Annotated in this window: 12 protein-coding genes; 2 read left to right on the top strand and 10 right to left on the bottom strand. The window is 44.7% G+C overall.

All coding sequences use genetic code 11. The features are described from left to right. Positions 1-125 precede the first annotated feature (125 nt). The 8 genes from sucD to sdhC all read right to left on the bottom strand — a co-directional run bounded on the left by sucD (position 126) and on the right by sdhC (position 10,046). On the bottom strand, positions 126-998 hold the full coding sequence (sucD, locus tag C6Y39_RS10810) for a succinate--CoA ligase subunit alpha (protein ID WP_105931248.1): 873 nt from the start codon (positions 996-998) through the stop codon (positions 126-128). Continuing rightward, the gene (gene sucC / locus C6Y39_RS10805) at positions 998-2,164 is read right to left on the bottom strand and encodes an ADP-forming succinate--CoA ligase subunit beta (RefSeq protein ID WP_012518365.1); all 1,167 of its coding nucleotides are present in this window, start codon (positions 2,162-2,164) and stop codon (positions 998-1,000) included. Before sucC ends, sucD begins: the two co-directional genes overlap by 1 nt. 152 nt (positions 2,165-2,316) lie before the next feature. After that, a complete protein-coding gene (gene odhB, locus C6Y39_RS10800) occupies positions 2,317-3,828 on the bottom strand; it encodes a 2-oxoglutarate dehydrogenase complex dihydrolipoyllysine-residue succinyltransferase (RefSeq protein ID WP_105931247.1) in 1,512 nt (503 codons plus the stop codon). 9 nt (positions 3,829-3,837) lie between these two features. Then, positions 3,838-6,657, bottom strand: coding sequence for a 2-oxoglutarate dehydrogenase E1 component (sucA, locus tag C6Y39_RS10795; RefSeq protein WP_105931246.1), 2,820 nt, complete (start codon positions 6,655-6,657; stop codon positions 3,838-3,840). A 174-nt stretch (positions 6,658-6,831) separates the two neighbouring features. Next, the gene (locus C6Y39_RS10790; protein WP_012518362.1) at positions 6,832-7,542 is read right to left on the bottom strand and encodes a succinate dehydrogenase iron-sulfur subunit; all 711 of its coding nucleotides are present in this window, start codon (positions 7,540-7,542) and stop codon (positions 6,832-6,834) included. A gap of 14 nt (positions 7,543-7,556) precedes the next feature. Beyond that, positions 7,557-9,329 carry a succinate dehydrogenase flavoprotein subunit gene (gene sdhA / locus C6Y39_RS10785; RefSeq protein ID WP_014949447.1) on the bottom strand — a complete coding sequence of 591 codons (1,773 nt, stop codon included), beginning with the start codon at positions 9,327-9,329 and terminating at the stop codon, positions 7,557-7,559. A 1-nt stretch (position 9,330) separates the two neighbouring features. After that, positions 9,331-9,678 (bottom strand): succinate dehydrogenase, hydrophobic membrane anchor protein, encoded by a 348-nt coding sequence (gene sdhD, locus C6Y39_RS10780; RefSeq protein ID WP_105931245.1) that lies wholly within the window; start codon positions 9,676-9,678, stop codon positions 9,331-9,333. Beyond that, positions 9,672-10,046 (bottom strand): succinate dehydrogenase, cytochrome b556 subunit, encoded by a 375-nt coding sequence (sdhC, locus tag C6Y39_RS10775; RefSeq protein WP_105931244.1) that lies wholly within the window; start codon positions 10,044-10,046, stop codon positions 9,672-9,674. Before sdhC ends, sdhD begins: the two co-directional genes overlap by 7 nt. Before the next feature lie 703 nt (positions 10,047-10,749). On the opposite strand from sdhC, the gene C6Y39_RS10770 reads away from it, so the two are divergent. Next, positions 10,750-12,027 (top strand): citrate synthase, encoded by a 1,278-nt coding sequence (locus C6Y39_RS10770; RefSeq protein ID WP_105931243.1) that lies wholly within the window; start codon positions 10,750-10,752, stop codon positions 12,025-12,027. Between the two features lie 100 nt (positions 12,028-12,127). After that, a complete protein-coding gene (locus C6Y39_RS10765; RefSeq protein ID WP_105931242.1) occupies positions 12,128-12,550 on the top strand; it encodes a DUF3429 domain-containing protein in 423 nt (140 codons plus the stop codon). 270 nt (positions 12,551-12,820) lie between these two features. Here the strand turns inward: C6Y39_RS10765 and C6Y39_RS10760 are convergent, their stop codons facing one another. Both C6Y39_RS10760 and C6Y39_RS10755 read right to left on the bottom strand, forming a co-directional pair. Continuing rightward, on the bottom strand, positions 12,821-14,281 hold the full coding sequence (locus tag C6Y39_RS10760; RefSeq protein ID WP_105931241.1) for a phosphohexomutase domain-containing protein: 1,461 nt from the start codon (positions 14,279-14,281) through the stop codon (positions 12,821-12,823). Positions 14,282-14,659: 378 nt separating this feature from the next. Further along, positions 14,660-15,523 carry a pirin family protein gene (locus C6Y39_RS10755; RefSeq protein ID WP_105931240.1) on the bottom strand — a complete coding sequence of 288 codons (864 nt, stop codon included), beginning with the start codon at positions 15,521-15,523 and terminating at the stop codon, positions 14,660-14,662. Between the last annotated feature and the right edge of the window lie 41 nt (positions 15,524-15,564).

Below are 15,564 nucleotides of genomic sequence, written 5' to 3'. Positions count from 1 at the left end.
TACGTATAAACGCAACCTTAACAAGGTGAATACGTTTGCAAGCAATTTAAAGCAGCCCACGTTTTAATACAGGCATAAAAAAGCCCGCTTAAAGCGGGCTTTTAAACGAATTAATATGCGTTAGCTTACCAACCTGTAGTTTCGCGAAGCGCCTTGCCGATTTCAGCAAGTGAACGTACAGTCTTAACGCCTGCGTCTTCTAGTGCTTTGAATTTCTCGTCAGCAGTACCTTTACCGCCTGCGATGATTGCACCAGCGTGACCCATACGCTTGCCCGGAGGAGCTGTAACACCAGCGATGTAAGAAACAACTGGCTTAGTTACGTTCTCTTTGATGAACGCAGCAGCTTCTTCTTCTGCAGTACCGCCGATCTCACCGATCATCACGATAGCTTCAGTTTGTGGGTCATCTTGGAACATCTGAAGGATGTCGATGAAGTTTGAACCAGGAATTGGGTCGCCACCGATACCAACACAGGTAGACTGGCCGAAACCTTCGTCAGTGGTTTGCTTAACCGCTTCGTACGTAAGTGTACCAGAGCGAGAAACAATACCTACTTTACCAGGTTTGTGGATGTGGCCAGGCATGATACCAATTTTACACTCTCCAGGAGTGATAACTCCTGGGCAGTTTGGACCAATCATGCGAACGCCTTTTGCGTTTACGTATTCTTTAACGTAAAGCATATCTAGCGTTGGGATACCTTCAGTGATACATACGATTAGCTCGATACCCGCGTCTGCAGCTTCAACAATTGAATCTTTACAGAATGGTGCTGGTACGTAGATAACTGTCGCAGTTGCGCCAGTTGCTTCTACCGCTTCACGTACAGTATTGAATACTGGAAGACCTAGGTGCTCAGTACCGCCTTTACCTGGTGTTACACCACCAACCATTTGCGTACCGTAAGCAATCGCTTGCTCAGAGTGGAATGTACCCTGACCGCCAGTGAAACCCTGACAAATTACTTTAGTATCTTTATTAATTAATACAGACATTATTTGCCCTCCGCTGCAGCAACAACTTTCTGCGCTGCATCAGTTAGCGATTCAGCAGCAATGATATCTAGACCTGAGTTCGCTAGAACTTCACGGCCAAGCTCTGCATTGGTACCTTCAAGACGTACAACAACAGGTACTTCTACGCCAACTTCTTTAACCGCACCGATAATACCTTCTGCAATCATGTCACAGCGTACGATACCACCGAAAATGTTAACCAATACCGCTTTAACATTGTCATCAGAAAGAATGATTTTGAATGCTTCAGCTACACGCTCTTTAGTCGCGCCGCCACCAACATCAAGGAAGTTAGCTGGCTTACCGCCGTGTAGGTTTACGATGTCCATGGTACCCATTGCTAGGCCTGCACCGTTAACCATACAACCTACGTTACCGTCTAGCGCTACGTAGTTTAGTTCCCACTGAGCTGCGTGAGCTTCACGCGCATCTTCTTGAGAAGGATCCTGCATATCTTTCAGCTTAGGCTGACGATATAGTGCGTTACCATCGATGCCTACTTTTGCATCTAAGCAGTGTAGGTTACCGTCAGTTTTGATAACTAGCGGGTTAATTTCGATAAGCGCAACGTCAAGCTCTTCAAACATCTTAGCTAGGCCAAGGAAGATTTGAGTGAATTGCTTAATTTGAACGCCAGAAAGACCTAGAGCAAACGCCATTTCGCGTGCTTGATAAGGCTGAGGGCCTACGATTGGGTCGATTTCAGCTTTAAGGATTTTCTCTGGTGTTTCTTCTGCAACAGTTTCAATCTCAACGCCACCTTCAGTAGAAGCCATAAATACAACGCGACGGGTTGTACGGTCAACTACTGCACCAAGGTAAAGCTCGTTTGCGATATCTGTGCAAGATTCAACTAGGATTTTGCTCACAGGCTGACCGTTTTCGTCAGTCTGGAAAGTCACCAAATTTTTGCCTAGCCAGTTTTCAGCGAAAGCGCGAATGTCGTCTTTGTTTTTAACTAGCTTTACACCGCCAGCTTTACCGCGACCGCCCGCGTGTACCTGACACTTAACTACCCACTCTTCACCGCCGATGCGATCAGCCGCTTCTACAGCACCTTGAGCAGTGTCTGCTGCGTATCCTTCAGAAACAGGCAAGCCGTATTCTTTGAATAGCTGCTTACCTTGGTATTCATGCAAATTCATGGTGTTTCTATCCGATTTTTAGTAAGACAAAAGCCGCAAATGCGACTTGATTAGTTTGACTGATATTATAGGGAAAATATCAGCGTTGCGTTAGGCGCCAAGCTAGCATACACAAGCTAAGCACCTAACCACAATTCCGTGAGACGAAAGTCTTACACGTCTAGAAGTAGACGTGTTGGATCTTCAAGCATCTCTTTAACGGTTACCAAGAACCCTACTGATTCTTTACCATCGATAATACGGTGGTCATAAGAAAGTGCTAGGTACATCATTGGTAGAATTTCTACTTTACCATTAACCGCCATTGGACGATCTTGGATCTTGTGCATACCAAGAATTGCGCTCTGTGGCGGGTTAATGATTGGTGTAGACATTAGTGAACCAAACACACCACCGTTGGTGATAGTGAAGTTACCACCTTGTAGTTCAGCCAGTGACAACTTACCGTCACGACCTTTTAGTGCTAGTTCTTTGATTCCTTTTTCAACACCCGCCATACCCAGTGTATCAGTATCTTTAAGTACTGGAGTCACTAGACCGCGTGGTGTAGAAACAGCAATCGATACGTCAAAGTAGTTGTGATAAACGATGTCATCACCGTCGATAGACGCATTAACTTCAGGGAAACGCTTAAGCGCTTCAGTTACCGCTTTCACGTAGAAAGACATGAAACCAAGGCGAATACCGTGACGCTTCTCGAAGCTGTCTTGATACTGCTTACGAAGGTCCATGATTGGTTTCATGTTCACTTCGTTAAACGTAGTAAGCATTGCTGTAGAGTTTTTAGCTTCAAGAAGACGATTAGCAATCGTCTTGCGAAGACGCGTCATAGGAACGCGCTTCTCTGTGCGGTTGCCGGTTGGCAACTCTGCTGGTACAGATTCAGAAGCCGCAGGCGCAGCCTTCGCTGAACTATCACCACCTTTAAGATACTTTTCAACGTCTTCTTTAGTAATACGACCGTTTTTGCCCGTACCCTTAACTTTAGACGCATCTACGCCTTTCTCAGCTAGTAGACGACGTACAGATGGGCTAAGCGCATCGCTGCTGTCGTCACTGTCATCGCTCTCTTCTGAAGCCGCTGGAGTAGACGCGCCGCTCGCAGCACCTTCTACAAATTTAGCAATCACTTCTTCAGCAGTTACCGTTGCACCTTCTTCGGCAATGATTTCGCTTAGTGAACCGTCAGCTGGAGCAACAACTTCAAGTACTACTTTGTCAGTTTCAATATCAACCAAGTTTTGGTCGCGAGAAACGGCTTCACCTACCGCTACATGCCACGTTGCAATTGTCGCGTCAGCCACTGATTCTGGAAGTACTGGAACTTTTACGTCAGAGGTTTTGCCAGAAGCCGCAGGCGCTGCATCTGATTTAGAATCTTCTTCTTTTTTGCTTTCTGTTTTCGCTTCAGACGATGCAGCCGCACCACCCTTTTCTAGTTTAGCAATAACTTGCTCACCTAAAACAGTTGCACCCTCTTCGTTTAGGATCTCACCAATTGTACCGTCCGCTGGCGCCACAACTTCTAAAACTACTTTATCAGTTTCAATATCAACCAGGTTCTGGTCTCGTTTAACTGCGTCACCGGCCTTTACGTGCCAGGTTGCAATGGTGGCATCGGCAACTGACTCAGGTAGAACCGGAACTTTTATCTCAATTGTCATTACTGTTCCTTATTTAATTGTGAGTGCGTTTTCAACCAGGGCTTTTTGTTGCTGGTTGTGAACGGATACATAACCTACTGCAGGTGACGAGGATGCATCACGGCCTGCATATGTTAATTTCGCACCATCTGGAATTGCTTGCCAGAAGTGGTGTTGGCTACAGTACCAAGCGCCTTGGTTTTGAGGCTCTTCTTGACACCAAACCCAATCTTTTACGTGGCTGTATTGTGCCACAACTTTAGCGCATTCTTCTTGTGGGAATGGGTAAAGTTGCTCCAAACGGACGATTGCGACGTCTGTTTGCTCATTTTTACGGCGCTGGTCTAGCAAATCGTAATAAACCTTGCCCGAACACATTACAACGCGCTTAACGCCTTTCGGATCGATATCATCAATTTCACCAATTACGTTGTGGAATTTACCTTCTGCTAGCTCTTCAAGTGAAGATACCGCAAGAGGATGACGCAATAGTGACTTAGGCGACATTACGATAAGTGGCTTACGCATAGGGCGCACCACTTGGCGACGAAGCATGTTGTAAACCTGTGCAGGTGTAGAAGGCACACACACTTGCCAGTTGTGGTCAGCACACATTTGAAGGAAACGTTCAAGACGTGCAGAGCTATGTTCTGGGCCTTGACCTTCGTAGCCATGAGGAAGCAATACTGTTAGACCGCACAGACGACCCCATTTCGCTTCACCTGAACTTAGGAATTGGTCGAATACGACCTGCGCACCGTTAGCGAAGTCACCGAACTGCGCCTCCCAAATAGTCAAACACGTAGGTTCAGCCGTTGCGTAACCATATTCGAAGGCCATTACGGCTTCTTCTGAAAGTACAGAGTCGTAGATTTCAATTTCACCCTGCCCCTCGCGAATATGCTGTAAAGGCATATAAGTAGAAGCATCTTTTTGGTTGTGCAGTACAGCGTGACGATGGAAGAACGTGCCACGGCCAGAATCCTGACCTGTAATACGAATATCTTCACCTGCATCAACGATTGTTGCATAGGCTAAGTTTTCCGCCATACCCCAATCAAGTTTCTTCTCGCCGGCAACCATAGCTTTACGGTCTTGATAGAGCTTATTAACACGTGACTGTAGTTTGTGCTCTTCCGGAATAGTGGTGATTGATTCACCTAACTCTTTAAGCTTTTCAACTGAAAGCGCACCGTCATATGGCGTGTCCCAGTCATGACCAAGATAAGGAGACCAGTCTACGCTGTGCTCAGTCATTGGGCGCCACTCTTCTACCACGCATGCGCCATGGTCTAGTGCTTCACGGTATTCTTCAAGAAAGCGGTCCGCGTCACGTTGCTCAATTACGCCTTCAGCTATTAGCTGGTCGGCATAAATTGCACGTGGCACAGGGTGCTTTTTAATTTTTTGGTACATCAACGGCTGTGTAGCATTTGGCTCATCCGCTTCGTTGTGACCATGACGACGGTAACAAACTAGGTCAATTACGACGTCTTTCTTAAACTTATTACGGTATTCAAGGGCTAGCTGTGTAACAAACGCAACGGCTTCTGGGTCGTCTGAATTCACATGGAAAATAGGCGCCTGAACCATCTTTGCAATGTCAGTACAGTACTGGGTCGAACGGGTATCTTCTGTTTTCGACGTAGTGAAGCCAACTTGGTTGTTTACCACGATACGAACTGTACCACCCACAGCAAAACCGCGAGTCTGTGACATGTTAAAGGTTTCTTGAACCACGCCCTGACCCGCGATAGCAGAGTCACCGTGTATTGTAATAGGCAGTACGGTGTTAGTGTCGTTGTTGCGACGAGCCAATCGTGCACGCACAGAGCCCATAACTACGGGATTAACAATTTCAAGGTGAGACGGGTTAAACGCTAGTGCTAGGTGAACATTGCCGCCTGGCGTAGCAAAATCTGAAGAGAAACCTGCGTGGTATTTTACGTCACCTGCGCCTAGCGAGTCGTCGTGTTTACCAGAGAACTCGTCAAACAGCACTGATGGGTTTTTACCCAATACGTTTACTAGCACATTCAGACGGCCACGGTGAGCCATACCGATAACTACTTCTTTGGTACCCGCTGTGCCCGCTTTGGTGATAAGCCCTTTAAGCATTGGAATTAGTGCATCGCCACCTTCTAACGAGAAACGCTTAGCACCTGGGAATTTAGAACCCAAATATTTTTCCATGCCGTCAGCAGCAGTCAACCCTTTAAGAATCGCTAATTTTTCATCGCGAGAAATTTCGGGTTTTGCCTGAACAGACTCAATCTTTTGCTGTAGCCAGCGTTTTTGTTCTGTGTCGGTGATGTGCATATATTCAGCACCGATAGAACCACAATATGTGCGGTTAAGTGATTTGAACAATTCACCCAACGGCATAGATTCCTTGCCAATAGCATATGAACCTACGTTGAAAACGGTATCAAAATCGTTTTCAGAAAGACTGTGATGAGAAAGTTCTAAATCGCGAACACGCTCTTGTTTCCAAAGACCAAGTGGATCTAAGTTTGCGTGTTGATGACCGCGGAAGCGAAATGCGTTGATTAACTGGAGAACTTTAACTTGCCTGTCGTCTGACACATTCGCGGAAGGCACTGAAGGACTAGACATACGGGCTGTTGGCCCTAACGCAGCAAGTTGCCTAAATTGATTCTTAATAGTTGTATGATTAGTTTCTAACTCTACGCCATCGACTTTGGGGAGGTTATCGAAGATTTGTCGCCAATTTTCAGAGACACTTTGCGGGTCTTCTAAATAGGTTTCATACAACTCTTCAACATAGGCAGCGTTGGCACCTGCCATGTGCGAGGAATCCCACCACGCTTTCATCACGCTTTCTTGCATTTAATTTGCCTTGCTACGTTTTATAAAATCTAGTTAACAATCAAGATGTATTATAAGGTTATTCTCAGCATAACCAAGTGTTATAACGGAGAATATATAAAAAAATAGCCATCCTAAGTGGATGGCTATTTAGCTTATCGCATCTATAACTTAAAAAGTTATCAGACTATAGTACTAAACAGCCCGTTGTAAAAGCATAGACTTAATTTGGCCTATCGCTTTCGTCGGGTTCAAGCCCTTAGGACATACACTTACACAGTTCATGATACCGTGGCAGCGGAATACGCTGAATGCATCATCAAGGTCGTTAAGACGCTCTTCAGTTGCAGTGTCACGGCTATCGATAAGGAAACGGTAAGCATGTAGTAATCCGGCTGGACCGATGAACTTGTCAGGGTTCCACCAGAATGATGGGCATGACGTTGAACAACAGGCACATAAGATACACTCGTAAAGACCATCAAGCTTTGCACGCTCTTCTGGCGACTGCAAATGCTCACGCGCCGGCGGCTGCTTGCTGTCGTTAATCAAGAACGGCTTGATTTTTTCGTACTGTGTATAGAACTGCGTCATATCAACAACAAGGTCGCGCACTACTGGCAGACCTGGAAGTGGACGAACTACTATTTTGCCTTTGCCTAGTGCAGAAAGCGGAGTGATACATGCTAGGCCGTTTTTGCCGTTCATGTTCACACCGTCTGAACCACATACACCTTCACGGCACGAGCGACGGAAAGAAAGCGTCGGATCTTGCTCTTTAAGTGCAAGTAGCGCGTCTAGCACCATCATGTCTTGACCTTCCTCTACTTCTAGAGTGTAGTCTTGCATGCGAGGCTTCGCATCTACTTCTGGGTTGTAACGATAAATCGAAAAAGTTAATTGCATGATCGTTGCCTCTCTTAATATGAACGCACTTTAGGCGGGAATGCTTCCCTAAGCTTAGGCGCCATATTCACTTCACGTTTAAGCATTTTATCAGTGTTCGGATCGTAGATGCTGTGGCATAACCAGTTGTCATCGTCACGGTCCGGGAAGTCGAAGCGGCTGTGCGCACCACGGCTCTCCGTTCTGAAGTTCGCTGCTACTGCTGTGCTGTACGCGGTTTCCATTAGGTTATCAAGCTCTAAACATTCAATACGCTGTGTATTGAAGTCTGCGCTCTTGTCGTCAAGGCGTGCATGCTTAAGACGCTCGCGAATTTCGCTAAGCTCTTTAAGCCCTTCTGCCATTGCTTCACCTTCACGGAATACTGAGAAGTTAAGCTGCATGCATTTCTGCAAGTCTTTCTTAATTTGTACTGGGTCTTCGCCCTTACCTTTCTCTGAATTTTCCCAACGATTGAAACGCGTCATCGAGGCTTCAAGATCAGACTCAGATGCGTCACGTGTTGGTGCCATTTCAGATAGTGTCTTGCCAAGGTGTAAACCAGTCGCACGACCGAATACAACAAGGTCAAGTAGTGAATTACCGCCAAGACGGTTAGCACCGTGTACAGATACACAAGCGATTTCACCACAAGCAAACAAACCGTTAACGACTTTATCGTTACCGTTTTCGTCAACTGTTAGACATTGGCCATCAACATTTGTAGGAATACCACCCATCATGTAGTGACAGGTTGGAATTACAGGAATAGGCTCTTTCACTGGGTCAACGTGCGCGAACGTACGTGACAGCTCAAGGATACCAGGTAGTCGAGATTCAAGAACGTCTTTACCTAGGTGGTCGAGCTTAAGTTTAATGTGAGTACCCCATGGGCCTTCACAACCACGACCTTCACGGATTTCAGTCATCATTGAGCGAGCAACAACGTCACGACCAGCAAGGTCTTTTGCGTTAGGTGCATAACGTTCCATGAAGCGTTCGCCGTCTTTGTTAAGAAGGTAACCACCTTCACCACGACAGCCTTCAGTAACCAATGTACCCGCGCCAGCTATACCCGTTGGGTGGAACTGCCACATTTCCATATCCTGAACCGCAACACCAGCACGAAGTGCCATACCAACACCGTCACCGGTATTAATGTGTGCATTTGTCGTTGAGGCGTAGATACGACCCGCACCGCCTGTAGCAAGAACAACTGCGCGAGACTTGAAGTAAACAACTTCACCAGACTCGATATCAATTGCGGTACAACCAACCACGTCACCGTCTTGGTTTTTTACTAGGTCAAGTGCATACCACTCTGAGAATACTTTTGTCTTGTTCTTTACGTTTTGCTGGTAAAGAAGGTGTAGAAGCGCGTGGCCAGTACGGTCAGCCGCAGCTGCTGTACGAGCGCCCTGCTCACCACCAAAGTTCTTTGACTGGCCGCCAAAAGGACGTTGGTAAATTTTGCCATTTTCAAAACGAGAGAATGGTAGACCCATGTTCTCCATTTCGATAATAGCTTCTGGACCAGTCTTACACATATATTCAATCGCGTCTTGGTCGCCGATATAATCAGAACCTTTGACGGTGTCATACATGTGCCATTCCCAGTTATCCTCGTGTGAATTACCAAGTGCTACGGTAATACCACCCTGTGCTGACACAGTGTGAGAACGGGTTGGAAATACTTTAGATAACAGTGCGCATGATTTACCAGATTGTGAAATCTGCAGTGCCGCGCGCATACCTGCTCCGCCAGCACCAATTACTACTGCATCAAACTCGTGAACGGGTAAACTCATTTTACACTCCCCACAGTACGAATAGGCCAACAGCTACATAGCCGAATGCGATGATATTTAATATATATTGTAGTCCAGCGCGCAGACCTGCTGATTTAACATAGTCTGTAAGCACCTGCCATAGGCCGATGCGCACGTGGATCATCACTGCTACTAGTGCTGCCAATGTGAAAACTTTCATAGCTAGGCCAGAGAATAACCCTCGCCATTCAACAAACGTTAAATTGTCTGTGGTGATAAAAAACCACGCCATGAAAACCGAGTACGCGAAAATTATTGCTGCTGTTGCGCGAAGAGAGACGTAGTCTTGTACGCCGTCACGCTTAATGCTTGCTTGGTTGGTTACCATAATGCAACTCCCAATACTACGGTCAGTACAACCCAAAGCGCGATTACTGCTTTCGCACTTGTGTTGCCCGACTCTAATTCTTCCCAGTGACCTAAATCCATAACAACGTGTCTTAGGCCGCCTAGAATGTGATACGTCAGCGCTGAGGCTGTGCCAATTGCGACAAATTTTCCAAGGAAACCGTCCATGATTGCTTGTACGTTCGCAAAACCTTCAGACGAATGAACAGAAACTGCCCATGCCCAAATGACAAATAGTAGCGCGAAAAACATTGCAACACCGGTAACGCGATGGAGAATTGACGAAATAGCAGAGGGCGGAAATTTAATAGTATTGAGTTCTAAATTTACTGGTCTTTGCTTTTTCACAATGTATGCCTGTTTAATCCGTAGGGGATAATGAATTTCTTACCTTTTTTATGTCCTGAGTAAGTAAATTCGATTTTTAACCTGTTAATTGCCTCATCCACTGAGTTGTTAACAATTTGTGAATTATTCTTTAATGCTTGTAACAGAATAAATATTCTGACGTTCAAGCACCGCTGAGTATATCCAGCGTAGTATATAATTACAATTTTTTGTGCCGTAGTAAGACTTTAGTCGCTATCCACATAATTTTGATAATTATATAGTATTAAAAGAGATCAAAATTGGATGCAACACGTTTAAACGAGCGCAATTACAGTGTTGTAAGTTTATCAGTAGCCTTTCGGAATAACTATGTATATCAATGGCAAATTAAGCACTTTTAATCTGAATGCGTATTTATTAAACGTTGAGAGGTTACTTTTTACTCTAAGCTGTTAATATAATTATCGATCGGTGGTTTACCTTTTGTGAAAAGCCATTGATAATTGCGACGTATCGGGCAAAGTGACAATCCATAAAGTTAATTAATCGTTATCTGATTGCTAGTATTCTTTTAAGCAATTCGGAATATTTATTGTGCAAATATGCAATTAAATTGACTTGTTGGTACATAATAAAGTACAAATACGCCCACTTTTCCCAACGAAGCGGATATTTTCGTCCGTTTTCGCTGCAAACAGAACCATTCTGAGGAGAGCATTTTATGGCAGATCAGAAAGCCATTCTTAAAGCCGGCGGTAAGGAAATCGAACTTCCTATCTTGTCTGGCACCGAAGGACAAGATGTAATCGATGTCCGTACGTTAGGCCAACACGGTTATTTCACGTACGACCCTGGTTTTATGGCGACAGGATCTTGCGAGTCTTCAATTACGTATATTGACGGCGCTCAAGGTGTGTTATTACACCGCGGTTTTCCAATCGAAGAACTAGCGCGTGACGCAGACTACCTAGAAGTTTGTCACATGCTACTTCACGGTGACGCACCGACTAAAGAACAGTACGAAGAGTTCAAAGAGACAATCACACGTCACACCATGGTTCACGAACAAATAAACATGTTCTTCCACGGTTTCCGTAACGACGCACACCCTATGGCTATGCTATGCGGTACAGTTGGTGCAATGTCTTCTTTCTATCACAGCGACTTGGACGTATCAAATGAAGAGCAGCGTGTTCGCAGTGCTCATCGTTTAATCGCTAAGATGCCAACTTTGGTTGCAATGTGCTATAAGTACAACGTAGGTCAGCCATTCGTGTATCCGCGCAACGACTTAAGCTATGCTGCAAACTTCCTAAATATGATGTTTTCTGTTCCGGCAGAAGAATTTCAGATCAGCCCTGCTGTTGAACGTGCGATGGACCGTATTTTTACGCTTCATGCTGACCACGAACAGAACGCTTCTACGTCAACTGTACGTCTTGCGGGTTCATCAGGCGCTAACCCTTACGCGTGTATTGCTGCAGGTGTGGCGTCACTGTGGGGCCCTGCTCACGGTGGTGCGAACGAAGCATGCCTAAACATGCTTGAAGAGATTGGCACTGTTGATCGTATCCCAGAGTTCATCGCGCGCGCTAAAGACAAGAACGACCCGTTCCGTCTAATGGGCTTCGGTCACCGTGTTTATAAGAACCATGACCCTCGCGCTACAGTAATGCGTGAAAGCTGTCATGAAGTATTGAGCGAACTTAACGTGAAAGATCCACTGCTTGAAGTAGCGATGGAGCTTGAAAAGATTGCCCTTAGCGACCCATACTTTGCAGAGAAGAAACTGTTCCCGAACGTTGACTTCTATTCAGGTATCGTACTTAAAGCGATTGGTATTCCTACCAATATGTTCACGTGTATCTTCGCCCTGTCTCGCACAGTAGGCTGGATTTCACACTGGCACGAAATGATGAGCGACCCTAAACAGAAAATTGGTCGTCCTCGTCAGCTTTATACTGGTCACAACCAGCGTAAATACACGCCAATTAAGTAATTAGTCAGAAAATACTGAACTAAGAGCTACATGTAATAGTAGAAATAGCGCCTTCATGGCGCTATTTTTGTTTTAACCCTTTTATTTACAAGGAACATCAATGCCCTACTCTGCAGTTTTTCTAGGTATTGCAGGCCTTATTCCTTTTGTAGCGATGCCTCTGGCATATCAACTTAACCTGTTATCGATAACCCAAAGTGCGGTTTACTTTGTGCAATATTCTGCTGTGCTGCTTTCATTTTTTGGCGGCATCCACTGGTGGGACGCAATAAGCAACCAACGTTACGATAAACAAATGTTGATCGCTATGTTACCGACTATTATTGGTTGGCTGTGTTTGGTGTTCTCACATGATGTGAAAGTTTTTGGCGTATTGTCATTTAGCTACGTCGCGGTATTAATCTATGACAAGTTCACTCTTAGCCTGCCTAAAGAAGAGGTCGTTAGTTATATTAGTTTGAGAATGGGATTAACGAGCGTAGTCGTTATCTGCCACGCATGGATGATTTATTTGCTTGTATAGGACGGAAAAATGTTTGTGGTCCTGGTTTATTTCAAACTAGTAGCACAGTGTTGAAGTCATGTGTGGTAGTGATGAAAAATAACTTCAATACATTCCCTTAACATGGGATGACGCTAAAAAACAGCCAACAAATAGTTACGCATAACCATTTTAAACTATTGAATAATATATTTTTATGAAATGACATAACAAAAAAGGCGATAATATTTTAATACTATCGCCTTGGCTTTTTATCTAACGCTTTGCTATTTAAATTATATAATGCAGCGTTTATTCATCGCGAATAATCGATAGTAACTCTTCTGTTTTCTCTTCCATTAGCGCAATGTCGCCCTTACTCTCAACGTTTAATCGAATTACTGGTTCTGTATTCGATTTACGTAAATTAAAGCGCCATGTGCCAAACTCGAGACCTAAGCCATCGGTAGTATCGACTACGCTAGCTAGTGGCTTATACTTGTTTGTAACTCGTTCAAGTGCTGCATCAGCATCTTTTAGCTTGCTATTAATTTCTCCAGAAGATGGGAATGCTTCGATACGCGCTTTAACCATGCTAGCCAGGGTTTGCTTTTTCACACACACCAATTCAGCAATCAGCAACCAAGGGATCATACCCGAGTCACAATATGCGAAATCTCTGAAATAGTGATGAGCACTCATTTCACCGCCGTAGACAGCATCTTCTTTGCGCATACGCTCTTTAATAAAAGCATGGCCTGTTTTCGACTTAATGGGTGTGCCGCCTGCATTGGCTACAATGTCCTCTGTATTCCAGTACACCCGTGGATCGTAAATAATTTTGCTGTCTGTGTTTTTCTCGATGAATGCTTCAGCAAGCAAGCCTACGATGTAATATCCTTCAATAAATTCACCGTCTGCGTCGAACAAGAAGCAGCGATCGAAGTCGCCGTCCCAAGCGATACCGAAATCAGCACCTGACGCTTTAACCGCATCAGCCGTGTCAGCGCGATTCTCAGGTAATAACGGGTTAGGTATACCGTTTGGAAATGTGCCATCTGCATTGTGGTGTACTTTTATAAATTCAATTGGCACACCCTGCGCTTCCATTTCTTTTTCGATAGCGTCTAGCGCTGGTCCCGCCGCACCATTTCCTGCATTCACTACTACTTTCAGCGGCGTAAAATTGCTTAAATTCACATAAGAAAGCATGTGAGAAACATAGTCAGACATACACGACTTAACAGCATATTTGTCAGTCTGAGAAAGCATCTCTTCTACCACATGCGCAGTACCGTTAAAGAATGCGTCCGCATCTATGGCCGCACCGTTTGTATAATGCGCTAGCCTTTCTGACACATAGCTATCTTCTAAAGCTTCTGCTTTTTCTTTAATAGCGTTCAGGCCTGTATCACCGCTGATGGGCACAGAACCCGCTTTTACCAATTTCATGCCGTTGTAGTTAATAGGATTGTGGCTAGCGGTAACTTCAATACCACCATCAACACCAAGATGCTTTGTAGCAAAATAGATTTCTTCGGTTCCTGCCATACCAATATCAGTCACCGTTGCACCAGCGTCAATAAGACCTGCGCTCAAGGCTAATTTTAATGGTGTTGATGTAAGACGCACGTCACTACCAACAACAACAGTCTTTGCATTTAATTCTTGCGCAAAAGCATAGCCAATTCGATAGGCTACTTCTTCGGTTAGTTGAGCGTTTAGTTCGCCACGAATATCGTACGCTTTAAAGCAGGTAATTGGGGTTGCCATTTAAATCGAAATTCCCTGTGTTTTAACTATTTATGATTACATTATCGCCTTTTACGACTAACAAGCGCATACCGCCCTTTTGTTATTGTCGTAAAAGAGAATAGACATATCGATATTAAATCATTAGAGGAAGTGAATTACTAATTCAATTTGAATAACGCAACGTTTTGCGGTCGCACTTTAAATTCACGAATTTAAAGTGCGAGTTCGAAGTAGGTACTGTTATGGAAAACGCCTTGATGTTGATACTTTCGGCGACGTTTTCAAAATGCATTGCGTTGGTTGCTCCTTGCTGAACCCAATAAAAAGGTAACGTTCAAAAGCCCAGTTAAATTACCCAGAGTCTAATCAAGACAGACAATCCTTGCCGCTACTTCGCTACTTCGCTAAAGAGCCACTTTGGTAATCGTTAAATGCCTGAACAATTTCCTGCTGAGTGTTCATCACAAAAGGTCCATATTGCACTACAGGCTCATTGATTGGTTTGCCTGACACCATAATGAACTTGGACTCTGTATTGGTATAAACAGAAAGCGTCGTGCCCGTTTTCGACAGCACGCCAAGCTCTCCATCACGCAGTACAGATTCTTTACTCGCGTTATCTTTATTAACAGTTAAACTGCCTTCATAAACATAGATAAACGTTGCTTCATTTGAATTTATGTCAATTTCAGAACTTCCACTTCTTAGCATAATGTCTAAAAAGGTGGGAGAAACCGCCGTTGTCTTAACTGGCCCTTCAACACCATCAATTTCACCTGCTAACACTTTGATGACAGCATCTTGACTGCGTACTGTAGGCACGCTATCGGGCTGTATGTCTTGATAGTTTGGCGCTGACATTTTCTCTACTGCAGGAAGGTTTACCCACAACTGAAAGCCCTGTAATAGCCCTTCTTCCTGCTCTGGCATTTCTTCGTGAATAATACCTCGCCCAGCGTTCATCCATTGAATGCCGCCCGCATCAATCACTCCCTCGTTACCTACAGAATCCCTATGGCGCATTTTACCTGCCAACATATAAGTAACAGTCTGAAAACCGCGGTGAGGATGAGGTGGAAAGCCGGCAATGTACTCACCAGGATTATCTGAGCCAAAAAAATCTAACATAAGAAACGGATCTAAACGAGGAAGGTCAGGCTGACCGATAATACGCGTTAGTGACACGCCCGCACCGTCACTGGTAGCCATACCCGAAACGACCTTTTCTATCGTTTTTGGTCCATTTAATTCAACTGACATATCTTGTACTCACCTACAATTCGCTATAACAAACAGCATTT

The sequence above is a fragment of the Alteromonas gracilis genome (assembly GCF_002993325.1).
Lineage (GTDB): Bacteria > Pseudomonadota > Gammaproteobacteria > Enterobacterales > Alteromonadaceae > Alteromonas > Alteromonas gracilis.
The sequence above is the reverse complement of the archived record's forward strand: the minus strand, read 5'-3'. Positions and strand labels throughout refer to the sequence as shown.